The following is a 23490-nucleotide window of genomic DNA, read 5'->3' on the forward strand; positions in this document are numbered from 1 at the left end:
TATTCAATCCTTTTGATGAAGCGAGTCGGTCAGAGCGCCGATATCGAGCGAATCGGCGGCGCGCGTTGCATCGGGTGCCGCGAGATGCGGAATCACGCCGATGAGCGGCGCCTTGATGCGTTGTTTCAGTGTTGCGATGTTTTCGTCGGGATACAGCATATTCGGATCGACGCGATTCGCCACCCAGCCGGCGAGCTTCGGGCCGCGCGACGCGATGGCTTCGACCGTCAGCAACGCATGGCTGATGCAGCCGAGCCGCATGCCGACGACGAGCACGACCGGCAGATTCAGCGCGACGGCGAGATCGGCGGTGTCGTGCGTGTCGGTGAGCGGCACGCGAAAACCACCGACGCCTTCCACGACGACGATATCCGCTTTCGTCATCGCGAACTGATGCGCTCGCACAATGCGCCCGATGTCGAGCGCCACGCCTTCGCGCGCCGCAGCGATATGCGGCGCGATCGGCTCGCGCATCATGAACGGCGTGCGGATGTCGTTCGGCAACGCGACGTTCGCGGCGGCGTCGAGCTGATCGGCGTCTTCGTTGTGCAGCACGCCGTCGCGCTCGACCGCGCCCGACGCGATCGGCTTCATCGCGGCGGCGGAAAGGCCCGCGCGCGCGAAGCCGTGCAGCAGCGCGCAAGAGACGAGCGTCTTGCCGATTTCCGTATCGGTTCCGGCGACGAACAGGGATAAAGCGGTCATAGCGTATTCAAAGCGTTTAACGCGTGATCGAGCCGCGCGAGATCGTCCTCACTGTGCGCGGCGGAAAGGGAAATGCGCAGGCGCGACGTGCCCGCCGGAACCGTCGGCGGACGAATCGCCGGAACCCAGAGGCCTTGCTTGTCGAGCGCGGCGGCGATTTCCAGCGTTTCGTCGTTGCCGCCGATCACGAGCGGCTGAACGGCGGTATGCGAATCGACCGGCATCCAGCGCGTGCGTTTCAGCATCGCGCGCGTGGTGTCGATCAGCAACGCGAGGTGCGCGCGGCGCGCGTCGCCTTCATCGCCCGCGATGATTTCGATGCTCTTCGACACCGCATGCGCGACCGCCGGCGCGGACGCCGTCGTGAAGATATACGGACGCGCGCGCTGAATGAGCCATTCGATGACGGTTTCATCCGCCGCGACGAACGCGCCCGACACGCCCGCCGCCTTGCCGAGCGTGCCGACATAGACGAGATGCGGCGAGCGCAGTGCGTAATGCGCCAGCGCGCCGCGTCCTTGCGGGCCGAGCACGCCGAAGCCGTGCGCGTCGTCGACGACGAGCCACGCGCCGTACTTCTCCGCAAGCTCGACGAGACGCGCGAGCGGCGCGATATCGCCGTCCATGCTGAACACCGTGTCGGTGACGATGAGCTTCGTCGCTGTTTCGTCGCGGGAGGCGTCGAGCATCGCGTCGAGCGCGTCGATGTCGGCGTGCGGATAAATCTGCGTTTGCGCGCGCGACAGGCGCACGCCGTCGATCAGCGATGCGTGATTGAGCGCGTCCGAAAACACGAGCGTGCCGCGTCCGGCGAGCGCCGTGACGACCGCGAGGTTCGCCATGTAGCCGGTGCTGAAGTAAAGCGCGCGCGGGTTATCGACGAAACAGCCCGAGAACGCGGCGAGATCGTCTTCGAGTTGCGCGTGCGCGCGTGAATGGCCGCCCAGCAGATGCGAGCCGCCGCTGCCCGCACCGAAAAGCGACGCGCCTTCGGCGAGCGCCGCGCGAATCGCATCGTGCGCGGCGAGGCCGAGATAATCGTTGCTCGCGAAGCCGACGATCGCGCGGCCATCGACGGTCATGTGCGCGGAACAGGCGCCGTCGATCGTCTTGCGGCGACGCCGCAGGCCGCGCGCATCGATATCGTTCAAGCCCTGTTCGAGCGTTTCGTACAGCGCTCTCGCTGTCGTGCTCATGCTGCGCCTCCCGCGAGCGTGGCGTCGAGCGTTTCGCGCGTGCGTTGCGCGAGGAGCAGCAGTTCGTCGTCGGAGAGGATGTACGGCGGCATCATGTAGACCGTCGCGCCGATGGGGCGCATCAGCAGTTCGCGCTGCAACGCGTTTGCGAAGAAGCGGCGCGAGAACGTCTTGTCGTCGATATCGACATCGAACGCGAAGATCGTGCCGCGATTGCGCAGATTCTTCACGCGTTCGTGCTCGCCGACGCGCGCGCGAAACGCCTCGCCCAGCAACGCCGATTTGCGTTTGTTTTCCGCGAGCACGTTCGCGCTGTCGAACAGATCGAGCGTCGCCAGCGCGGCGCGGCACGCGAGCGGATTGCCCGTGTACGAATGCGAATGCAGAAAGCCGCGCGTGACGTCGTCGTCGTAGAACGCGGCGTAGATGTCGTCGCGCGTGAGCACGATCGAAAGCGGCAAGTATCCGCCGCTGATGCCCTTCGACAAGCAGATGAAATCAGGCCAGATGCCCGCCTGCTCGCACGCGAAAAAAGTGCCGGTGCGCCCGCAGCCGACCGCGATTTCATCGGCGATCAGATGCACGCCGAATTCGTCGCACAGCGCGCGCAAACGCGTGAGATACGACGCGTCGTACATCGACATGCCGGCCGCGCACTGCACGAGCGGCTCGACGATCACGGCCGCAAGCTGCGACGCGCGCTGCCCGAAGAGCGCGCGCATCGCGGCGATGGCTTCGTCGACGCCGACCGCCGCCGGCGACGCGACCACATGCGCGTGACGGATCAGCGGATCGTAAGCGTCCTTGAAAATGGCGACGTCCGTCACGCCGAGCGCGCCGATCGTTTCGCCGTGATAGCTGTTCGCGAGACACGCGAATTCGCGCTTCTCGCTTGCGCCGCGATTGCGCCAGAAGTGAAAGCTCATCTTCAGCGCGATCTCGACCGCCGACGCGCCATCGGACGCGAAAAACGCATGGCCGAGCGTGCGATCGGTGAGCGCGCAAAGACGCTCGGCCAGTTCGACGGCCGGCGCGTGCGTGCAGCCCGCGAGCATCGCGTGTTCGAGCGTGTCGAGTTGATCCTTGAGCGCGCGGTTGATGTCGTCGTTAGCGTGGCCGAAGAGATTGACCCACCACGAACTGATCGCATCGAGATAGCGGTGGCCTTCGTGGTCGTAGAGCCACGCGCCCTTGCCGCGCGCGATCGGCACGAGCGGCACGCGCTCGTGATGTTTCATCTGGGTGCACGGATGCCACACGGCCGCAAGCGAGCGGGCAACCCAGTCCTGATTGGCTTCTGTGTTCAAAAACGGCTCCCAGGCCCGCGCGCGCGATGCGGGCCGGATACATCGGGCAAGCGCCAGGCGCCTGCGTTACGGGGAAACTGCGTGAAAACTGCGCGAGTCAATTATCCCTAAAACATGGCCGACCTTCCGTATTCGGAAGGTTTTTTGGACATGCGTGCGCGCGCAATGGAAATGCGAAAACGCGCTATCGCGTGCAACGTCGGCCAAATGGGTCGCTTAACGTGCGATCGACGCAAAAACGCCGGCGCGAAGGCCGGCGTTCCCGACAGGCGGAAAAGGTGTTCTAGCGTGACGCCGTCTGCGTCTCGGCGGCCTGATCGTTCCAGACGACGCGATTATTCACCGCGTACAGCCGGCACGGATCGGCGCTCTGCTTCTGGCAGCTCGCGATGGCGACGGCCATCGGATCGTCGCCGCCTTCGGCCCACGACCACGCGCCCGAATCGGACACGGCGAACGCGCGGCTCGAATACTGCGAAAGGAAGTTGCGATAACCGGCGCGGCCGTTTTCATCGACGAACGGCACGGCCTGCACGGAATCGAGGTCCGCGAAGTGCGTCGCGTTCGGCATGCGCGGCTCGGCCACCTGATATTGCACGGCGGTCGGCATGCCGATCTGCGCGAGGAAGGCCTTCACGCGCGGCCACCAGATCTGCACGCCGTCGCGGTCGCCGACGAGCCGATGCGCGTCGTTCTTGTAGCTGCCGAAATCGACCATGTTGGCGCGCGCGCCGTGCGCGGTGAACGCGGTGTACATCTGCGCGGACAAGTCGCCGTCCCAGACCGAATCGTTGTCGCCGTAGAGCCACAGCGACGGCAGGCGCACGTTCTGCCCGTAATCGCCGAACGCGTTGACGAGATTCTTCCGCCAGTCGCCGCATTCGTCCTGACGCAGCCCGCCCGAGAAATTGATGAGACCGCGCACGCCGGGCGCCGCGACGGCATCGCGCGCGCCGTAGGCGATGGTCGTCAAACCGCCGTGCGACGTGCCCGCGACGACGATATGCGTCTTGTCGACATACGCTTGCTGGCTCATATAGGCGATGGTCGCGGCGACGTCCTGCGCTTGCGCGAACCCGTTCGCCTCGACGTCGCAGCCGTGGCCGGTGTAATCGCCGCCCGAGCCCGCGAAGCCGCGCCGGTTCGGCACGACGACGACATAGCCGTGGCGCACGAATTCACGCGCGAGCGCGACCGGGCGATTGCGCGGTTGCGCGTGCGAATCGCCGGGGAGCTTGCCGTGATTGAAGACGATCATCGGGAACGGGCCGGCGCCGTCCGGCTTGAACACGGTGGTTTCGAGCGAGATGTCGGCTTCGGGAATCTCGATGACGCTTTCGTTCAGTCCGATCGCGACGACGGGCAGGCCAGCATCGAGCGAATCGGGAATCTGCGAGAGCGTCTGGCCGAATGCGGGAGACTGCAGACCTTCGGATTGACGCACGCCGCCGACCGGTTCGGCACGCACGGCGGACGTGACGAGCGATGCCGCGAGCGCGCACACCATGCTGCATCCGACCAACCAGGTTCTGATCGCCATCCGTGAACTCCGACTGCGCTTCCAAAGGACGTTGATACGGCGAGCCCCGAACGTCTTTTTGAAGTCACAAACCTATCGCGCTGCTCGATGAGAGCAGTATCGGCTGCGGGTTCCGGGAGTCATGCCCTGAAAAGGCATGACAATTGGCTTCAAAACGGGGCTTCGCTGCGAGTGTCCGGGCTCGGGAATGACAGCGCCCTGACGTGAACACAGATTAACCGTTCAAAATTGCACTGCACAATAAGAGAAACCCCGTAACTGTTTAATCTGTAAGGAAATTCTTAGGAAATTAATACCGCGTGCCACAGCATATTTCTTAAAGGAATATTTAGTTTTCTTTAATCTGACCATCGACATAGATCCAGTTTCCGGCGCTGTCTCGCGTGAAGCGGCTCGCTTCGTGCAAACGATGCGCGCGCCCGCCGACCTTGTAGCGCGCGACGAACTCGACTTCCTCGTGATTCGCGTCGGTCGGCGTGTGGCGTTTGATCTGCAAGCCGAGCCAGCGGGTGCCGGCGTCGGAGGCGTCGAGATCGGGCGGGCAGGTCGCTTCCGCCCAGGTCGCGCGCAGATACGCGGTGTCGCCGAGCACGTAGGCGGTGTAGCGCGAGCGCATCAGTTCCATTGCGTTCGCGGGCTTTTCGCCGCCTTCGATGAATCGTCCGCAACACGCGTCGTAACGCGGCGCGCGCGCGTCAGGCCGCTGGCCGGGCGCGGCGCCGCCGCACGGACATTCCACGAGTTTCATTGATCGACACCCGGCATGACGACATGGCGCGGCTGGCTGCGCACGCGTTCGAGCCACGCGCGGATCGCCGGATAGCGCGACAGATCGAGATTCGCCTGATCCGCGACATGCGTGTACGCATACAGCGCGATATCGGCGACGGTGTAGCGCTCGCCGACTAAAAACGTGCGCGTCGACAAATGCCGTTCCATCACGTCGAGCGCGCGATACGAACCGGCGATCTTCTCCGGCAGTCGCGCGTCGCCGGGATTCTTCTGAAACTGCAGGATGAAGCGCGCCACCGCGACATACGGCTCGTGGCTGTACTGCTCGAAGAACATCCACTGCAGCACTTGCGCGCGTTCGAGCCGGTCGTCGGGCATGAGCGGCGTGCCGTCGGCGAGATAGCAGAGAATCGCGTCGGATTCGGAGAGCGTCGTGTTCTCGTCGATGACGAGCACCGGCACCTTGCCGTTCGGATTCAGCTTTTTGAATTCGTCGGTGCGCGTTGCGCCGTTCATCATGTCGACTTCGTGCCAGACATAAGGCTGGCCGAGCTGTTCGAGGACGAGGCGAACCTTGTGACAGTTGCCCGATGCCGAAACGCCGTGTACCTGATAGGTCACATTCACTCCTTGTTCACCATTCGATCTTCGTGCCGTCGTACTGCACGAAAGTCCCGTTGAATTCCTCGCGCAGCGCGCCCGCTTCGGCGATCACCGCGCGCATGCCGGCGACGCTGCGCGCGACGTCGATCGCCGCCGATGGCCCGCCCATTTCCGTGCGAACCCAGCCCGGATGCAGCGCGATGCACGCCGAATGCCGCGATTCCAGCGACGCCACCTTCAGCGCAGAATTGAGCGCCGCCTTGCTCGCGCGATACAGCCAGCCGGTCGTGCCGCTCGTCTCGGCGATGCTGCCCATCTTGCTCGACACGACCGCGAGCACGCCGTTCGCGGCGTCGGTTAGCGGCAGGAGCACGGGAATCAGTTGCATCGGACCACGCACGTTGGTGTGCATGACCTGATCGAAGTCCTCCGCGCCGATCGTCTCGACGCCTTCGGTGCGCGGTCCATACACGCCCGACACGACGATCGCGACATTCAGCTTTTCCTCGTCCAGTTGCCAGGCGAGCGCGGCGATCTGCTCGGGCTGCGTGACGTCGAGCGGGAAGGTTTGCGCACCCATCGCGTCGAGCGCGGAGAGCGAGGTTTTATCGCGGGCCGTGGCGAGCACGCGCCAGCCGTCGCGACAATATTCGCGTGCGAATTCGTGGCCGAGGCCGCGCGACGCGCCGACGATCAGAACCGTTTTCATGAGCGACATGTTCCTTGTGTGAACAGACTTCGTGAATATAACGCGCGACCCGCTGTCGCGGATCGCCGTTCGGCCTTTCGGCTATCGTTGTGCGCTTTCAAACAGCAGGACCGGAAAGATGATGCAAACCGATGTCGTGATCGTCGGCGCGGGGCCGGCGGGCTTGTGTCTCGCGAACGCGCTGAGCGGCGCGGGTTTGTCGATCGTGTTCGTCGAGCAGCAAAGCCACGACGCGCTGCGCGAGCCCGCCTTCGACGGCCGCGAGATCGCGTTGACGCAGAAATCCGTCGCGTTTCTCAAGACGCTCGGCGTGTGGGAGCGCATCGACGCGCACGCGAAATCGCAGTTGGCCGATGCGCGCGTTTTCAACGGATCGTCGCCGTTCGCGATGAAAATCGGTCATGCGCTTTCCGGTCACGACGAGCTCGGTTGGCTCGTGTCGAATCATCTGATCCGGCGCGCCGCGTTCGAAGCAGTGAGCGCGGACGTCCGCATCATGACGTCCGAACGCGTGACCGACCTCGATACCGACGCATGTGGCGCGCGCGTGCGGCTCGAAAGCGGCGAGACGATCGCGGCGCGGCTCGTCGTCGCGGCGGACAGCCGGTTCTCCGCGACGCGCCGCATGATGGGCATCGCCGCCGACATGCACGATTTCGGCAAGTCGATGTTGGTCTGCTGCATGACGCACGACGTGCCCCACGATCACGCGGCGTGGGAATGGTTCGGCCACCGGCAGACGCTCGCGCTCTTGCCGATGAATCCCGATCCGGAGACGGGCGCGCATCGGTCGTCGGTCGTGGTGACGCTCGAGGCGCGCGACATCGAGCGCCTGAGCAAGCTCGACGAGGATGCGTTCAACCGCGAGATCGAACGCCGCTTCGAGCGCAGACTCGGAACGATGGCGCTGCGCACGACGCGGCATGTTTATCCGCTGGTGTCGGTTTATCCGAAGCGCTTCGTGGCGAAGCGTTTTGCGACGGTCGGCGATGCGGCGGTCGGCATGCATCCGGTCACGGCGCACGGGTTCAACTTCGGGCTGGCCGGCATCGAGACGCTCACGCGCGCGATTCGCGACGCGCAGGCGGCGGGGCTCGACATCGCCGGCGATGGGCTGCTCGCGCGATATGAAGCGAAGCATCGGCAGGAAACGCGTCCGCTTTATCTGATCACGCGATTCATCACGGAGGTTTATACGCGCGACTCGCTGCCGGCGCGGATCGCGCGCGATGCGATGCTGCGGATCGGAGAGAAGCTGACGCCGTTCAAGCGGGCCGTGGCGATGTCGCTGGCGGGGTGAGTGAGATTTCGCTTATTTCGTTTGGATGACTAGTCGTGCTTATTGAATTCGATAGAGTGACGACTGTCGCAACATCGATAAGGAGCCGAGCATGTTCAAGATCATCAAGGCCGAGTTACCTTGGAATATAACCGCCGAGGAGATTCGCGAATACGCGGAACAGGCTGCCATCCGTCGCAAGCTCGAGATCGAAAGCCGCAAAGGGACGGCCGAGGAATACATCGACAGTCCCGAGTACAACAGCCGTTTCATCGATCATCTGCTGAACTTTCCGAAACTCGACGTGGAGGACGACTTCTTCGATCGTCATCCGAAACGAGGAGCCTCCGATGTATCTGGCTGATACGAACGTGATCAGTGAAACGAGACTCGAAGAACGCGCCAATGAAGGCGTTCGCGTGTTCTTCCGGCAAGCCAAGCTCGATAAGAGATGCGTTCATCTCTCCGTCGTGACTGTCGCGGAACTTCGACAGGGCGTCGAGCGGGTGCGCCGAAGAGGCGATAAACGGTAGGCCGAAAAGCTCGAATCGTGGGTGAACAACGTCCTGCGAGAATACGACACGAGAATCCTGCCGGCGGGCAAGGAGATCGGCAGGCTATGGGGAAACCTGCGCGCGCCGCACCCTGAACCCGCTTTGGACAAGCTCATAAGCGCAACGGCCATTTTCCACGGATTGACGGTGGTCACGCGCAACGTCAGAGACTTCGAGCGAATGGGCGTCGAGATGCTGAATCCCTTCGAATAGGAATGAATGCGGCCCGGCTCGCGCCGGACCGGCCCGGAACACTCAAACCAACTCCACCCCCATCGCCGTCGCCTCCCCACCGCCGATACATAAGCTCGCCACCCCGCGTTTCAGCCCACGCGCCCTCAACGCACCGAGCAGCGTCACAAGAATCCGCGCGCCCGACGCACCGATCGGATGCCCGAGCGCGCACGCGCCGCCGTTCACATTGACCTTGTCATGCGGCAGATCGTGCTCACGCATCGCGGCCATCGTCACGACGGCGAATGCTTCGTTGATTTCATACAGATCGACATCGCCCGCGCGCCAGCCGTTTTTCTCGAAGAGCTTGCTGATCGCGCCGACGGGCGCCGTCGTGAACAAGGCCGGTTGTTGCGCGAACGTGCTGTGTCCGGCGATACGCGCGATCGGCGTGACGCCGAGCCGCATCGCGGTCGATTCGCGCATCATCACGAGCGCCGCCGCGCCATCGGAAATCGACGACGAATTCGCGGCCGTCACCGTGCCGTCCTTCGCGAACGCGGGCTTGAGCGACGGAATCTTCTCGATGTTCGCCTTGAACGGCTGCTCGTCGCGCCCGATCACCGTATCGCCCTTCCTGCCCTGTTCCGTCACGGGCGCGATTTCCCAGTCGAACGAGCCATCGTCGTTCGCTCGCTGCGCGCGCCGCAACGATTCGACCGCGAACGCATCCTGCGACTCGCGCGAGAACGCATACGACGAAGCGCATTGCTCCGCGAACGCGCCCATCAGACGGCCTTTTTCGTAAGCGTCTTCGAGGCCGTCGAGGAACATGTGATCGAGAACCTGACCGTGACCCATGCGCATGCCGCCGCGCGCTTTCGGCAGCAGATACGGCGCGTTCGTCATGCTTTCCATGCCGCCCGCGACGATCACGTCGACCGATCCGGCCAGCAGCATGTCGTGCGCGAACATCGCCGCGCGCATGCCCGAGCCGCACATCTTGTTGATCGTCGTGCAGCCGGTGGATAGCGGCAAGCCCGCGCCGAGCGCCGCCTGACGCGCGGGCGCCTGACCCTGACCGGCGGGCAGCACGCAGCCCATGATGGCTTCGTCGATCTGCTCGGGTTTCAATCCCGCGCGTTCGACCGCCGCCTTCACCGCAGCAGCGCCAAGCTGCGGCGCGGTCAGCGACGCGAAATCGCCCTGAAACGCGGCCATCGGCGTGCGCGCCGCCGACACGATGACGATCGGATCGTTCCTTGTCTCACTCATGTTTCAGCTCCTTGATGACGCCCTTGATCACTTCGGGAACGTCGCCCAAGCGTTCGGCAAGTGCCGCATCTGACGCGAGGACATCGTTTTCCGCGGAATGCGCGCCGCTGCGAGTCATCGCGGCAACGCACGACTGATAAACCGGATCGATCTCGGCCGGTGCGCCGATCATCATGCCCATGTTGCGCAGGCGGCCGTCGTGCACGCCGTAGGTCCAGCCGTGCACGGTGAGCTCCTGTCCGCGCGCCCATGCGTCCTGAACGACGGTCGTGCGGCACACGTTGATGGTCTGCTCGATCGTGTTCAGCTCCACGAGACGGCGATGGCGCGCGTCGCCCATCGGCCATTCGTCGAGCAGCGCGCCGTGCTTTTCGCGCACGTCTTCGACATGGCGCAGCCAGTTATCGGCGAGACCGACGCGCCGCCCGACGAGCGCCGCGCCCACGCCCGAGCAGCCGTAATGGCCGACGACCATGATGTGCTTCACCTTCAGCAGATCGACGGCGAACTGGATCACCGACAGACAATTGAGATCGGAGTGCACGACGACGTTCGCGATGTTTCTGTGCACGAAGACTTCGCCCGGCGGCAAGCCGATGATCTCGTTGGCCGGCACGCGCGAGTCCGCGCAGCCGATCCACAGATATTCGGGCGTCTGCTGATGCGCGAGGCGCTCGAAGAAAGCGGCGTCTTCGGCGAGCTTGCGTTCGACCCATTCCTGATTGTTTGCGAACAGGTGAGCAAGCGGCGTTTTATCGTCAATGTGGTTCATGTTCGAAAGTCAAAAGCCGGACCGCGCGCTTCACGCGGCGCGCGCGTCCGATCGGCCGGGCTCGTCGAAACGCTCCGGATAACGGATGCAGAATCGGACGTCCCGGTCATAGGGAAAGAAATCGGCGAGTTCGCCGCGCAGCAGTTGTTCCTTGTGATGCTGCCAGAACGCGGGATCGAAAAAATCCGCGTGATGACGCATGAACGCTTCGCGCACGCGCGGATCGCCGAGCAAAAATGTGCCGTACGTTTCGGGAAAGATATCGTGCGGCCCGACGGTATACCACGGTTCGCCGGACAGCTCGTCCTCTTCCGTGCGCGGCGCAGGGACGCGGCGCACGTTGCAATCGGTCAGATACTCGATTTCATCGTAGTCGTAGAACACCACGCGACCGTGCCGCGTCACGCCGAAGTTCTTGTACAGCATGTCGCCGGGGAAGATGTTCGCCTGAATCAGCTGTTTGATCGCGTCGCCATATTCCTTGATGCCGTGATCGACGTCGTCGGCGTTCCCGTTCTGCAGGAAGAGATTGAGCGGCACCATGCGGCGCTCGATATACACATGCCGGATGACGAGCTTGTCGCCTTCGTATTCGATCATCGAAGGCGCTTCCTTTTCGAGTTCGCGGATGAGCGCGTCGTCGAGGCGCGCGACCGGCAGCGCGACGCTCGAATATTCGAGCGTATCGGCCATTCGGCCAACGCGATCGTGCCGCTTCACGAGTTGATATTTGTCCTGAATCTTCTGCCGCGTGGTTTCCTTCGGCGGCGGAAACGCGTCCTTGATGAGCTTGAACACGTAAGGAAACGACGGCAGCGTGAAGACGATCATCACGAGTCCCTTGATGCCCGGCGCGACGATGAACTTATCGCTCGAATGCGACAGATGATGCAGCAAGTCGCGATAGAAATCGTTCTTGCCCTGCTTCTGCAAACCGACCGACGTATAGATTTCGGCCTTCGGCTTGCGCGGCATGATCGTGCTCAGAAATTGCACGAACGCCGACGGCACTTCCATATCGACGAGAAAGTACGAATGCGAGAAGCTGAAGATGATGAGCACCTGCTCGCGCGAGAGCAGCACGGTATCGAGCGCGAGCAGGCCGGGCTTCGTATGCCGGATCGCGATGGCGAAGGGCAGCAGCGCATCGCCGTTGATGATCCGCCCGACGACATACGCCGCCTTGTTGCGAAAGAACAGCGACGAAAGCACATGAATCTGAAAGTTCGGCGCCGGCGTGATATCGCCGAAGGCTTCGCGCAGCGCCTGCATCACGCATTGCACGTCGCGCGGCAAATCCTCGAACGGCGGTTCCAACTGAAAGTTCGTGACGATGCGTTCGAGCGTCGCGGCGAGGCCGTCCTTTTCCGGGTAATACGCGCGATACGTCGGCTTTGCGGCGGGCTCGTCGTTCTCGATGTATTCCGTCGAAATGGCCGGCCGCACAAAGATGAAGTCATTGTTGAAGTACGAGCGATGCAGGATCTTGCAGCACACGGAATTGAAGAACGTTTCCGCGCATTCCGGCTGACGATGCGTCGTCAGCAAGCCGATGTAATGCAGCTTGATCTGCTGCCACACGTCGTCCTCGATATTCTCCGCGTCGTATTCGTCTTCGAGCGCCGTCACGCATTCCGTGACGCGATCGTCATACGACGCGATGCGATCGCGCGCCAGTTGTTGCAACGCGAGCCAGTCGCCGCGCTCGAATAGCTCCTTCGCCTTGATCGCGGCTTCGCGGAACACGCGGTAATGATGCTCGAAGCCTTCGAGTATCGTCTTGGCGACATCGAAGCCGATTTGCGACGAGAGCAGCTTGGGGAAATGATTCATATCGACCCTGCGCTTCCTGTGCGGGCGTCACGCGTTATGCCGCTTTGGGTTTGCGCGCACGCTTTTCCGCGCCCGCCGCGAGCAGCGCGCGGCCCTGTTCCTCATACGCGGAAAGTTCGGCGAGCGTCGTGTTCAAGTCTTCGAGCTGACGCTGCAGCACTTCGCGATGCGCCGCGATCGTATCGACGAAAGCCTGTAGCTGCGTCGCGGTGCCGGTAGGCGAGTCATACAGATCGAGCAGCGTGCGGATTTCCGACAGCGTGAAACCGAGCCGCTTGCCGCGCAGCGTGAGCTTGAGGCGCGTGCGATCGCGCGCCGAATACACACGCCGCAGGCCGTTCGAGCCTTCGCGCTTCGGCGCGAGCAGCCCCTGATCTTCGTAAAAGCGAATGGCGCGCGGCGTAATGTCGAACTCGCGCGCCAGTTCGGTGATCGTGTAATGCGTCGGTTGGGTCATTGCCGGCCGGCAGCGCAAATGCGCGCGCAACGTTAGAATGGACGTTTACGTTATCGTCAACTTGGCCAAATTGCAACGCGGCGCAAACCCGGAGACAGGCACCGAATGAACGCACTCGAACACCAGCTCGACTATGTTTTCGCGGACCGGCTGCCCGAATCGGGCGGCGTCATGGAAGTGGCGCCGGGCGTGTTCTGGCTGCGCATGCCGCTGCCGTTCGCGCTCGATCACATCAATCTGTGGCTGCTCGCCGATGAAATCGACGGTGTGAAAGGCTGGACCGTCGTCGATTGCGGCATTTCGAGCGATACGATCCGCGCGAACTGGGAGCGCGTGTTCGATTCCGTGCTCGATGGAAAGCCGGTGCTGCGTGTGATCGTCACGCATTGTCATCCGGATCATCTGGGACTTGCCGACTGGATCTGCACGGGCGGCGACAAGAATCGATGGAACGTGCGCCTGTGGATGTCGCTCGGCGAATACGCGATGGGCCGCGTGATGGCCGCCGGCGACGGCTCGAACGCGGGCGGCGAGCGAGCGGCGGCGCATTTCGCGGCGCACGGCCTGTCCGACGAAGCGTCGCTCGATGCGCTGCGCAAGCGCGATAGCTATTACCCGACGCTCGTGCCGTCGATTCCGCCGGAATATCGGCGTATCCGCGATGGCGATGTCATGCGTATCGGCGCGCGCAATTGGGAAGTGGTGTCGGGCTACGGCCATTCGCCGGAGCACAGCGCGCTTTTCTGCGCCGCCGACAAGTTGCTCATTTCCGGCGACATGGTGTTGCCGCGCATTTCGACAAACGTGTCGGTGTTCGCGGTCGAGCCGGAAGGCAATCCGCTTGCGCTGTATCTGGAATCGCTCGGCCGCTACGAAACCATGCCCGCCGATACGCTCGCGCTGCCCTCACACGGCAAGCCGTTTCGCGGCGTGCAAACGCGCATCGGGCAATTGCGCGAGCATCATCGCGCGCGGCTGGCGGAAGTGCGCGACGCGTGCGCTCAAAAGCCATGCAGCGCCGCAGACATCGTCCCTATCATGTTCAAGCGCAAGCTCGATATCCATCAGATGACGTTCGCGCTCGGCGAAGCGCTCGCGCATCTGAACCTGCTTTGGCTCGATGGCACGCTGAAACGTCAGACCGGCGCTGACGGCGTGATCCGCTTCACGCCGGCCTGACTTCGCTTACTGCACGGAAACAGCGCCGAAATTCACGCGCCCGAACGGACTCACGTTATAGCCGCTGACGTTCGCGCGCGTGAGCGCCGCCGCCGTCGGATAGACGAGCGGAATCCACAGCGCCTGATCGTGGATGATCTTCTGCCCGTCGACATACGCCTTCGTGCGTTTGGCGACATCGGCGGTCGACTTGCCATCGGCGATGAGCTTGTCCAGTTGCGGATCGCAATAGCGCGCGAAGTTGATGCCCGACTTCACCGCGTTGCAACTGAAAAGCGGCGACATGTAGTTGTCCGGGTCGCCGTTGTCGCCGGCCCAGCCCATGAACAGCATGTCGTGCTGACCCTGCTTCGCCTGCTTGATGAGTTCGCCCCATTCGATCACTTTCACCTGCGCCTTCACGCCGATTTTCGCGAGATCGGCTTGCAGCAATTCCGCGCCCGCCTTCGGATTCGGATTGAGCACGCTGCCGTTCGGGCGTACCCAGATCGTCGTGTCGAAACCGTTCGGAAAGCCCGCATCGGCGAGCAGCTTCTTCGCATCGGCGGATGAATATTTGTACGCCTCGATGCTCTTGTCGTAACTCCACGTATTCGGCGGATACGGGTTCACCGCTTGCGTCGCCGTGTTGTCGAACACGGTCTTCATGTAGGTCGTGCGATCGAAGGCCATGTTGATCGCCTGACGCACCTTCGGATTGTCGAGCGGCTTCTTCTGCGTGTTGAGCGCGACGAACGCCGTCATGAATGCGGGCGCTTCGCTCACCTTCAGCGACTTGTCCTTCTTCGCGTCGATGACGTCCTGCGGCTTCGGCGACAGCGCGATCTGGCATTCGCCCGCCTTGATCTTCTGCGCGCGCACGGCGGCGTCGGGCGTGATCGCGTAGATCAGCCGGTCGATCTTCGGTTTCGCGCCCCAGTACGACGGATTCACGTCGTAGCGGATGACCGAATCTTTCGTGTAGCTCTTCAGCACGAACGGGCCGGTGCCGATCGGCTTGCTGTTCAGATCGACCTGCTGGTTCGCCTTCAGCAGCTTGTCCGCATATTCGGCCGAATAGATCGATGCGAAGCCCATCGTGAGGATCGGCACGAAGGTCGCGTTCGGCTCGTTGAGCTCGAACTTCACGGTATGGTCATCGACTTTCGATACGGCCTTGATGAGCTTCACGAGGCCCATCGACTGCGCGTGCGGAAAGCCGCTCGCGCCCGCGATCTTGTGCCACGGATTGTCGTCCGAGAGCATGCGCGAGAACGTGAACACGACGTCGTCGGCACTGAGCGGACGCGTCGGCTTGAAGTAATCGGTCGTCTGAAACTGAACGTTCGGACGCAGATGGAATGTGTACGTGAGCCCGTCGCTCGTCACGTCCCACTTTTCCGCGAGCGAGGGCACGACCTTCTTCGCGGCTTCGTCGTAGGAGACGAGCGTATTGAAGATGACATCCGCCGATGCGTTGGTCGTTACGAGCGAATTGAATTGCACGACATCGAAGCCGTCCGGGCTCGATTCGGTGCAGACGGTGAGCGGCTTGGACATCGCGAGCATCGGCGCGGCGAACATGGCCATCGCGGCGGCCGCGGCGAAGAGTTTCAGACGCATGAGATCTCCCGTGATCTTCATTTTTGTTCGTGGATGAGCTTGAGCACGCGCAGCAAGCGACGCGCCCGGCGCGGCCAGATTAGCGGATGCATCCGTCGACGACAACGATCCGATCGGCATACGCTTATTCCGCGGGTTGCCGAAACGGGGCGCATCGGGCTAAACTTGCGCCTTCTTTGGGGAGTAGCCTTCCTTCGCGAGCGAAGGAGAACGCGTCAACATCCTCGGCCCTGCTGCCGTGGCGCGTTCGACCGGAACGGTTTGGCGAGACCATCGATGCGCTATGTCGTTCCTGGCCGGACGGCGCGTGGCGCATCGTGGTTCGCTCGACGTCCGGCCGTGGAATCATCGTGTCCCCACAACTACAACATCCCCGTTTCCCGCGCACGCTCGCGCACCCGTCGCATGTTTCGATGCGAGGTGCCGCATGACGATGCTCTTTCTCGAACTCGCGCTGATGCTCGCGATCATCCTGGTCGCGGCGGAGCTATTCACGAATGCGCTCGAACATCTCGGCGAACGGCTCGGCATTTCCGAAGGCGTGACCGGATCGCTGTTCGCGGCGGTCGGCACGGCATTGCCCGAGACGACGGTGCCGATCATCGCGCTGCTCGGCGGCACGACGAGCCGTGCGGTCAACGAAGAGATCGGCGTCGGCGCGATTCTCGGCGCGCCGCTTATGCTCGCGACGCTTTCGACGTGTCTGATGACGTTCGCGATCCTCAAGTCGCGCGGCATGAGCGGGCGCATCGTGCCGGAGCGCAGCGGCTTCGTGCGCGATCTGAACTTCTTTCTGGTCGCGTTTCTCATCGCGTGCGCCGCGATGTTCGTGCCGCATCACGCGTGGCAAGTGCGCGCGTTGTTCGCGGTCGGGCTCGTCGCGCTCTATATCGTTTATGTGATTTCGACGTTCAAGGCTTCGGCGAAGCTCGTCGAGGGCGGACACGGAACGGAAGCGCCCGAGGCCTTGTTCGCTTCGCGTCTCGGTTTGAAAACGTCGCTCGGCACGATCATGCTGCAGTTTTTCTTCGGCATCGTGCTGCTCGTCGGCGGCGCGAAGGGCTTCATTCACGGCGTCGAGGGCGTGTCGCATGCGCTGGGAATTTCGGCGCTGCTGCTGTCGCTCATCATCATTCCGATCGCGACGGAACTGCCCGAGAAAGTGAACAGCATTCTGTGGGCGCGCCGAGGAAAGGACACGCTCGCGTTCGGCAACATCACCGGCGCGATGGTGTTTCAAGGGACGTTGCTGCCGGCCATCGGCATCATGCTGACGCCGTGGGAGCCGCGTATCGAAGTGCTGACGGGCGTGCTCATCACGCTCGCGGCGGCGGCGTGGCTGCGCTTCAATGCGAAGGAGAACGGCGTCGTGCTGTGGGCGCTGCTCGGCAACGGCGTGCTGTACGCGGCCTATCTCGCGTTGACGCTCGGGCGCTGACAAAGCTGCGGCACAAAGAAGAATGCCCGCGCGAGGCGGGCATCGAAGAGCGAAGCAGCGCGCCGAGAAAACCGGCACGTCGTTCTTGTTGTTCTTATAGGGGTTATCGGCACGTGCGCCGATAACTTTAGTGCCGTCCGTCAATTAATCGACGATGTAAATCGCGCGCCGATAAAACTCGCCGATGTGCTGTTCCAGCGCATACGGCGCGAGCGCGTCGGCGAAGAGGCGCAGTTCGGCTTGTCCGTGCTGGCCGTTCAGCGCTTCGATGACGTCCTTGCCGAGATCGGCATAGGCGATCGGCGCGTCGGTCGTCTTCTTCGCGTACGCGAGATCGCGAATGCGCCAGCCGGCGTCCGTCAGCAGCTTCGACACATACGCGAGACGCTCCGCATCGGTCGCGCCCGGCTGCAGCGGATGCGTCTTGTCGCCCCACAGATTGCAGCCGAGCTGGAACACGAGCGAGCGCGACGCCTGACGCAGCTTCTTCAGATAAGCGACCGCATACGCCGGAAAATCGTGCGCGCCGGTCACATATTCGCGGTCGAAATCCGCGCCCGCGTGATGCAGCACATTCAGATGCAAAAGCACGTCGATGTCCGACAGCTTGTCGAGGCCATCGAAGGGCAGCGCTTCGTGATGCACGTCGACATTGCCGATCGAGAAGGCATCGCCGAGTTCGCGCAGGAACTTCGCGTGTTCGGCGTTCGCTTCGATCGCCGTCACGCGCGCATCGGGATGCGCATGCGCGATCGTGTACGTGAAGAAGCCCGTATTCGCGCCGAAGTCGGCCCAGCGCTCGCCGGCTTGCGGCGCGCGATGCGCGAGAATCCAGTCGAGGCGGTTGCGGTCGCCGCGCCATTGGCTCTGAATGGTCTCCTGATAACCGAGCGTACTCGCGACGAAGTCGGGGATCGTCTGATACCCCGAGTGCTTGGAGACTTCTCCGTAGAGTTGAGCGAGCCGCTCCTTGACTGCGGTGGCGCCAGAGGTCATTTCCATAGTTCCTTGTAAAAGATTCGCCAGCTGTCGCTTGCGAGATAGACGTCGCCGGCCAGGGCGCGCAACGCAGCGCCCGCGAGACGCGCTTCGCTGCCATAGCGATGCACGGTCGTCCGGCGCCGGCGCCATGTGTTCACGATGCCGCCCGTCCACAGATACGTGGCGTGGCGTGCGCGCGAAAGGCGCCGGCCTTGATAAGCGGTTGCATCTTCCGTCGCCCAGTCGCCCACGAAAGCTTCGACGATGCCGCAGTCGTGGTTCAGGCACAGGTCGAGCGGTCCCCACGGACGGGGATTCATTTCGATGAAGTACGCGCCGTCGTCCCCGACGATGCATTCGATCATCGCGAAGCCGAAATAGCCGCATTGCGAAAGCGCCTGCCGCAGCTTCACGCCGATATCGCTCGCATGAAAATCGGCGGTGCGCGCGAGCACGATCGACTTGCCGCCGGGCTGCTGCGCGAGGTTTTCCTGCGACGAGCAGAAGACTTCGCCCGTGCGCGCGAAATAGGCGAGCAGATAAAAGCTGCGTCCCGTCACGAAGTGCTGAAAGAAATAGTGCGACGGATCTTCGCTCGCCTTGAAAGCGGCGAGGTCCGCGTCGCTTTTCACGAGCACCGGATAAAGCACGCGCTTGCCGTCGACGTTGCATTTCGGCTTGGCGACGAAAGGCACCACGGCATCGTCGATGCCCGCGTATTCGGGCGGCGGCGCGATGCCTTCGCGCGCGAAGAACTCGGTGGCGCTCGCCTTGTTCGTGAGCTTCGCGTACAGCGACGGATCGACGAGCGGCACATGCACGCCGTCGATGGATTCCAGCGCTTCCTTGTGATCCAGCAGGAAGGTGTTGAAGAATTCGGAGATCGGCACGAGCGTCACGCGGCGCGCGCCGAACTTCGCCTTCGCCTGCGCGATATAACCGGCGAGCAGCGGGACCGAGAGCGTGTCGTTTTCGCGCACGGCGACCACGAGATCGCGATACGCGCTCGACAGAACCTGATCGGCGGCCGAACGCGCGATCACCGCCGCCTGTTGCCCGAGCTTGCCGATCGCGCGCAGCAGCGCGACGACGGCGCGATCGTTGGTGCCGCTGAAGAGAAGAAACACGTGCATGGGTCGATCCTGCGTGCGCCGGGCTGCCGGGCCTTAGACGTTGGCCGCGCGGATCACGTCCACGACGCGCTCGACGTCGCGGTCCGCGAGCGCCGGATAGATCGGCAGGCACAGCACCTTGCGCGATGCTTCCTGCGCGTTCGGCAGTCGGCTCGGCTGCGCGGAGGGCAGGCCGCGATACATCGGGAAATCCGAAATCAGCGGATAAAAATAGCGGCGGCCGAAAATCTCGTGATCGCGCAGACGCTGATACAGCTCGTCGCGCGTCAGCTTGTAGTCGCTTTGCACGAGCACCGGGAAATACGAGTGGTTCGTCGCGCCGCCCGCGAGACCGGGCAGTGGCACGATGCCGTCGACGTCGGCGAGCAGGGTGCGATACAGCGCGTCGATCTCCTGACGGCGCGCGAGCGCGCGATCGATGTGCTGAAGCTGCAACAGGCCGAATGCCGCATTGATTTCGCTCATCTTGCCGTTGATGCCGGCCGCGACCACGGTCGTCTCGTTGACGAAGCCGAAGTTCTTCAGATGGTCGATGCGCTGCTTCACCTTCGCGTCCGGGCAGACGATCGCGCCGCCCTCGAACGTGTTGAAGACTTTCGTCGCGTGGAAGCTCAGCACCGACAGGTCGCCGTGCGTGAGGATGCTGCCCGCCTCGTTGCGCACGCCGAACGCGTGCGCGGCGTCGTAGATCACCTTCAAGTTGTAGTTGTCGGCGATCGCCTGGATCGCTTCGACGTCGCACGGCTGGCCGTAGCAGTGCACCGGCATGATCGCGGTGGTCTGCGGCGTGATGGCGGCTTCGATCTGACGCGGATCCAGATTCAGCGTGACCGGGTCCACGTCGACGAACACCGGCTTGATGCCGTTCCACAGCAGCGAATGCGCGGTCGCGACGAACGAATACGGCGTGGTGATCACTTCGCCCGTGATGCGCAGCGCCTGCAGCGCGGTGACGAGACCCATCGTGCCGTTCGAGAACAGCGCGAGGTGCTGCACGCCGAGGTATTCGCACAGCGCCTGTTCGAGCTGCTGATGAAACGGGCCGCCGTTGGTCAGCGTCTTGTTTTCCCAGATCTTCTCGAGATACGGAACGAATTCGTCGAGCGGCGGCAGATGCGGCTGCGTGACGAAGATACGCTCGTCGATGGCGGGCTGCTCGCGAAAGAGAGGAATGGCGCTCATGATCAACCTTGCGTGGTGGCTGCTGAATTCGCTGCGGCGGGCGCGGCGGCGAGGAGTTCGGTATCGAAAGATTCGGCGGGCAGGCCGGCGCACCAGCGCTGCCACATGTGACGAAGCGCGTGGCTCATGCTCGCGGCGATCACGTCCGGACGGAAGCGCGCCGATTCCGAGCAGCGCTCGCGCATGCCGGTGCGCAGGGCCGCGAGCGCATTCAGATCGCTTGCGTACGCGACGCCCTTCGCGACGAATTCATCCGCGTCGCGTGCGATGAACGATTCGAGTCCGACCTGGCTCATCAACGTGCCGCCCGCGCGGCCGGGCATCGTGTCGCCGAGCAGCGTCAGCGTCGGCACGCCCATCCAGAGCGCGTGCAGCGTCGTCGTGCCGCCCGCATACGGGAAGGTGTCGAGACACAGATCGACCTGATGATGCTGCTGCAGATACACCGACACGTTCGAGCGCTTGAGCAGCGCAAGCCGGTCCGCGGCGATGCCTTCTTCGGCGAACCACTTGCCCAGTTCGGCGACGGCGCTGTCGTCGGGCATCGCGCCCATCAGCATCTTCGAATCCGGCACGGCGTGCAGCACGCGCGCCCACAGCGCGATTACCTCGCGGCGCAGCTTCGACACGCGGTTGAAGCTGCCGAACGTGACGTAGCCCTTGTGGAGCGCGGGCAGCAGATTGACCGGCGGCGAATTCGCATCGGGCAGGAACGGCGCCGCCGCCGGCAGGTACGCGATCTTTTCGACGAACTGGTCGTCGATCGGCGAGAAATGCGGCGTGCGGTTCGCGAAGTAATAGTCGATGGCGCTGACGCCGGTCGTCTGCGGATAGCCGATCCACGACGCCTGGACCGGCGCGGGCTTGCGTGCGAAGGCGCGCAGGCGGTTGCGGCCGGTATGGCCCGACAGGTCGATCAGGATATCGATGCCGTCGGCGCGCACTTTCTCGACGAACGCATCGTCCGACAAGCCCGAGACGACGTTCCAGCGTGGCGCGTGGCCGCGCAGGCGCTGCGTCGTCGAATCCTCGCGCGCATGGGTGCTGTAGACGTGAATCTCGATGCCCGGATCCTTCGCGAGCAATGCGAGCACGGGTTCCAGAAACGATGCGACGGCGTGGCGGAACAAGTCGCCGGACACGAGACCGACGCGCAGCGTCTTGTGCGGATCCTTCGCGTTCTCGTGCGCGCGCCACAGGCGGCGCGCCGGATCGCCGTGACGGCGGTCGAATTCGCGATGTTCGTCGAAGAGCGCGACGGGCGTCAGATCGGTACGGTGCGTGAGGCAGAACAGCAGATTGCTGTGCGAAATGAAGTCGATCGGGTTGCACTCGAGCGCCTTGCGGAAGGTGCCTTCGGCGCGCGCGATCTGACCGTCGTCCATCAGCACGACGCCGAGCGCGCCGTGCATGTCGCCGTTTTTCGGCGCGAGCTCGATCGCCCGTTCGCAGGCTTCGATGGCTTCGGCGTGACGGCGCATCGCCGACAGCGACACGCCGAGCACGCGATGCGCTTCCGCGTGATTCGGGTCGCGCGCGATCACCAGACGGCACTGCCGCTCGGCGCCGACGTTGTCGCCATGAACCTGCAGCGCGCTCGCGAACAGCATGCGCGAATGCTGGTCCGCGGGCTCCAGCTCGACCGTGCGGCCGAGCGGCTCGATGGCTTCGACGAAGCGGCCGTGCGAGTACAGCGCCAGGCCGAGCGAACGCTGCGCGCCGACGTGATGCGGATAACGTTCGACGAGCACGCGCGCCAGCTTGATCGCTTCGTCGTGGCGGCCCTTGTTGTAAAGCGACGCGAACTGGTTCAGGTCCTGCGGCGTGGGATTGCCGCGCTTGCCGGCGGTCGATTGCGACGCGTCGTCCGCGCTGCCATCGACGGTCTTCGGCGCGAGGCGCGCGAGCTGCGAGGCCTCGGCGAGCACGGCCGCCGCGTAGCCATTCGGGTGCGACAGGCGCTCGATCAGGCCGTCCATCGCCGGACCGCGCGCGCCGCGCTGCTGCGCCATTTCAACCGCGAACCAGGCAGCCTGCGTCTGATTGGTGCGCGCGAGCGCGTCGATGTACGAGACCCAGTACTGGCCGTTGTCCGGACGCAGGCCGAGCACGGATTCGAACAGCGGCACCGCGTCGTCCGGACGTTGCGTCTGGATAAAGAGAACCGCGAGGTTGTACAGCACGTCCGCGTGATCCGGCTTGTGATCGAGAATCGCGCGATAGAGCGCTTCGGCGTCGGCATGATTGCCGGCGTGATGATTCTCCAGCGCCGACTGCATGACGGTCGCGATGTCCTGCTCGAACTGTTGCTCCGGCGTCAGCGTCGTGGCGTCCGGAACCTGTAGGGAAATGCTCATGATCTTCGGCGTGCTCCTTGCGATTGAACTGATTATCCAAGCGAGGCCGCCAAACCGAAGCGCGGAGATGAGCGGGAAAGCCGCCGTAATTCGGGGGATCGCCAGCGGGCGAAAAAATGCCCGCGTGAAGCGGGCATCGGGGGAAAACTGAAGCGAAAGCGCGGTGTTTCTAGAACCGCGCGCCTTGCTGGTAGCGGTTGACGGCGTTCACGCGCTTCATCGCCGCGTGATATTCGGCGGCGAGACCGGTGCGGGTCGCGCTCGCGTCCGCGAGCACGGCAGCGTCGATACCCTGGATTTCGCGGATTTTCGCGAGCGCCTGCGGGCTCTGCTCGCGCGTCAGCGCCTGCAAAAGCGGCGTGCGCGCGGCATCGAGCTCCGCTGCGCGCGGCCAGTCCGCGAGCGTGGCCGCCGTTTCCATGTCTTTCGTCAGTGCGAACAGTTGTTCGACGAGAGCGTCCTGGTTCATCGTGCCGGTTCTC

Annotated in this window: 23 protein-coding genes and 1 riboswitch; of the genes, 6 read left to right on the forward strand and 17 right to left on the reverse strand. The window is 63.5% G+C overall.

Translation table 11 applies throughout. The features are described 5' to 3' along the window. Positions 1–3: 3 nt before the first annotated feature. From bioD to NCS00_RS01055, 7 genes are all read right to left on the reverse strand, one after another. Complete coding sequence (bioD, locus tag NCS00_RS01025; protein ID WP_250438826.1) at positions 4–705, reverse strand: dethiobiotin synthase; 702 nt, start codon at positions 703–705, stop codon at positions 4–6. Beyond that, positions 702–1901: an 8-amino-7-oxononanoate synthase gene (gene bioF / locus NCS00_RS01030; RefSeq protein WP_250438828.1), complete on the reverse strand. Its 1200-nt coding sequence runs from the start codon at positions 1899–1901 to the stop codon at positions 702–704. The genes bioD and bioF overlap by 4 nt, the downstream gene beginning before the upstream one ends. After that, complete coding sequence (locus NCS00_RS01035; protein WP_250438830.1) at positions 1898–3208, reverse strand: adenosylmethionine--8-amino-7-oxononanoate transaminase; 1311 nt, start codon at positions 3206–3208, stop codon at positions 1898–1900. Before NCS00_RS01035 ends, bioF begins: the two co-directional genes overlap by 4 nt. A 283-nt stretch (positions 3209–3491) precedes the next feature. Continuing rightward, positions 3492–4748 carry a dienelactone hydrolase family protein gene (locus NCS00_RS01040; protein ID WP_250438844.1) on the reverse strand — a complete coding sequence of 419 codons (1257 nt, stop codon included), beginning with the start codon at positions 4746–4748 and terminating at the stop codon, positions 3492–3494. Between the two features lie 328 nt (positions 4749–5076). Further along, on the reverse strand, positions 5077–5496 hold the full coding sequence (locus tag NCS00_RS01045) for a YchJ family protein (protein ID WP_250438846.1): 420 nt from the start codon (positions 5494–5496) through the stop codon (positions 5077–5079). After that, positions 5493–6101 (reverse strand): glutathione S-transferase family protein, encoded by a 609-nt coding sequence (locus tag NCS00_RS33455; protein ID WP_008351936.1) that lies wholly within the window; start codon positions 6099–6101, stop codon positions 5493–5495. Before NCS00_RS33455 ends, NCS00_RS01045 begins: the two co-directional genes overlap by 4 nt. A gap of 13 nt (positions 6102–6114) precedes the next feature. Further along, complete coding sequence (locus NCS00_RS01055; RefSeq protein ID WP_008351935.1) at positions 6115–6792, reverse strand: SDR family oxidoreductase; 678 nt, start codon at positions 6790–6792, stop codon at positions 6115–6117. Positions 6793–6910: 118 nt separating this feature from the next. Here NCS00_RS01055 and ubiM point away from each other — a divergent pair, with 118 nt between their 5' ends. The 4 genes from ubiM to NCS00_RS33650 all read left to right on the forward strand — a co-directional run bounded on the left by ubiM (position 6911) and on the right by NCS00_RS33650 (position 8838). Continuing rightward, positions 6911–8092, forward strand: a complete 1182-nt coding sequence (gene ubiM / locus NCS00_RS01060) for a 5-demethoxyubiquinol-8 5-hydroxylase UbiM (protein WP_008351932.1) — start codon at positions 6911–6913, stop codon at positions 8090–8092. Between the two features lie 91 nt (positions 8093–8183). Beyond that, complete coding sequence (locus NCS00_RS01065; protein WP_250438849.1) at positions 8184–8435, forward strand: hypothetical protein; 252 nt, start codon at positions 8184–8186, stop codon at positions 8433–8435. Next, complete coding sequence (locus tag NCS00_RS33645; protein WP_502801566.1) at positions 8422–8604, forward strand: PIN domain-containing protein; 183 nt, start codon at positions 8422–8424, stop codon at positions 8602–8604. Before NCS00_RS01065 ends, NCS00_RS33645 begins: the two co-directional genes overlap by 14 nt. Before the next feature lie 21 nt (positions 8605–8625). Next, entirely contained in the window at positions 8626–8838 is a 213-nt protein-coding gene (locus tag NCS00_RS33650) for a PIN domain-containing protein (RefSeq protein WP_502801567.1), read from the forward strand. Positions 8839–8880: 42 nt separating this feature from the next. Here NCS00_RS33650 and NCS00_RS01075 read toward each other — a convergent pair whose 3' ends face one another. From NCS00_RS01075 to NCS00_RS01090, 4 genes are read right to left on the reverse strand one after another with little or no spacing between them, the layout of a single operon-like run. Beyond that, positions 8881–10074 (reverse strand): acetyl-CoA C-acetyltransferase, encoded by a 1194-nt coding sequence (locus NCS00_RS01075; RefSeq protein WP_250438851.1) that lies wholly within the window; start codon positions 10072–10074, stop codon positions 8881–8883. After that, positions 10067–10846: a carbonate dehydratase gene (gene can, locus NCS00_RS01080; protein ID WP_008351926.1), complete on the reverse strand. Its 780-nt coding sequence runs from the start codon at positions 10844–10846 to the stop codon at positions 10067–10069. The genes NCS00_RS01075 and can overlap by 8 nt, the downstream gene beginning before the upstream one ends. 30 nt (positions 10847–10876) lie before the next feature. Beyond that, positions 10877–12679: a bifunctional isocitrate dehydrogenase kinase/phosphatase gene (gene aceK / locus NCS00_RS01085; RefSeq protein WP_008351924.1), complete on the reverse strand. Its 1803-nt coding sequence runs from the start codon at positions 12677–12679 to the stop codon at positions 10877–10879. A 34-nt stretch (positions 12680–12713) separates the two neighbouring features. Next, positions 12714–13136, reverse strand: a complete 423-nt coding sequence (locus tag NCS00_RS01090) for a MerR family transcriptional regulator (protein ID WP_008351922.1) — start codon at positions 13134–13136, stop codon at positions 12714–12716. 105 nt (positions 13137–13241) lie between these two features. Here NCS00_RS01090 and NCS00_RS01095 point away from each other — a divergent pair, with 105 nt between their 5' ends. Beyond that, positions 13242–14315, forward strand: coding sequence for an MBL fold metallo-hydrolase (locus NCS00_RS01095; RefSeq protein WP_250438853.1), 1074 nt, complete (start codon positions 13242–13244; stop codon positions 14313–14315). Positions 14316–14321: 6 nt separating this feature from the next. Here the strand turns inward: NCS00_RS01095 and NCS00_RS01100 are convergent, their stop codons facing one another. Further along, positions 14322–15917: an ABC transporter substrate-binding protein gene (locus NCS00_RS01100; RefSeq protein ID WP_250439060.1), complete on the reverse strand. Its 1596-nt coding sequence runs from the start codon at positions 15915–15917 to the stop codon at positions 14322–14324. A 163-nt stretch (positions 15918–16080) separates the two neighbouring features. Continuing rightward, positions 16081–16256, forward strand: a riboswitch (yybP-ykoY riboswitch). Between the two features lie 88 nt (positions 16257–16344). Between NCS00_RS01100 and NCS00_RS01105 the strand changes: the two genes are divergently transcribed. Continuing rightward, entirely contained in the window at positions 16345–17355 is a 1011-nt protein-coding gene (locus tag NCS00_RS01105; RefSeq protein WP_034470401.1) for a sodium:calcium antiporter, read from the forward strand. A gap of 144 nt (positions 17356–17499) precedes the next feature. Here the strand turns inward: NCS00_RS01105 and NCS00_RS01110 are convergent, their stop codons facing one another. The 5 genes from NCS00_RS01110 to NCS00_RS01130 form a co-directional block, all read right to left on the reverse strand. Continuing rightward, positions 17500–18351 (reverse strand): class I SAM-dependent methyltransferase, encoded by an 852-nt coding sequence (locus NCS00_RS01110; RefSeq protein WP_250438855.1) that lies wholly within the window; start codon positions 18349–18351, stop codon positions 17500–17502. Beyond that, positions 18348–19469, reverse strand: a complete 1122-nt coding sequence (locus NCS00_RS01115) for an ATP-grasp domain-containing protein (protein ID WP_250438858.1) — start codon at positions 19467–19469, stop codon at positions 18348–18350. The genes NCS00_RS01110 and NCS00_RS01115 overlap by 4 nt, the downstream gene beginning before the upstream one ends. A gap of 33 nt (positions 19470–19502) precedes the next feature. Next, positions 19503–20651 carry a dTDP-4-amino-4,6-dideoxy-D-glucose aminotransferase VioA gene (gene vioA / locus NCS00_RS01120; protein WP_250433479.1) on the reverse strand — a complete coding sequence of 383 codons (1149 nt, stop codon included), beginning with the start codon at positions 20649–20651 and terminating at the stop codon, positions 19503–19505. 2 nt (positions 20652–20653) lie between these two features. Then, positions 20654–23008, reverse strand: coding sequence for a tetratricopeptide repeat protein (locus NCS00_RS01125; RefSeq protein WP_250438864.1), 2355 nt, complete (start codon positions 23006–23008; stop codon positions 20654–20656). Positions 23009–23177: 169 nt separating this feature from the next. Then, complete coding sequence (locus NCS00_RS01130) at positions 23178–23477, reverse strand: flagellar protein FliT (RefSeq protein ID WP_250433483.1); 300 nt, start codon at positions 23475–23477, stop codon at positions 23178–23180. Positions 23478–23490: the final 13 nt, after the last annotated feature.

The sequence above is a fragment of the Caballeronia sp. AZ1_KS37 genome (genome assembly GCF_023631165.1).
Lineage (GTDB): Bacteria > Pseudomonadota > Gammaproteobacteria > Burkholderiales > Burkholderiaceae > Caballeronia > Caballeronia zhejiangensis.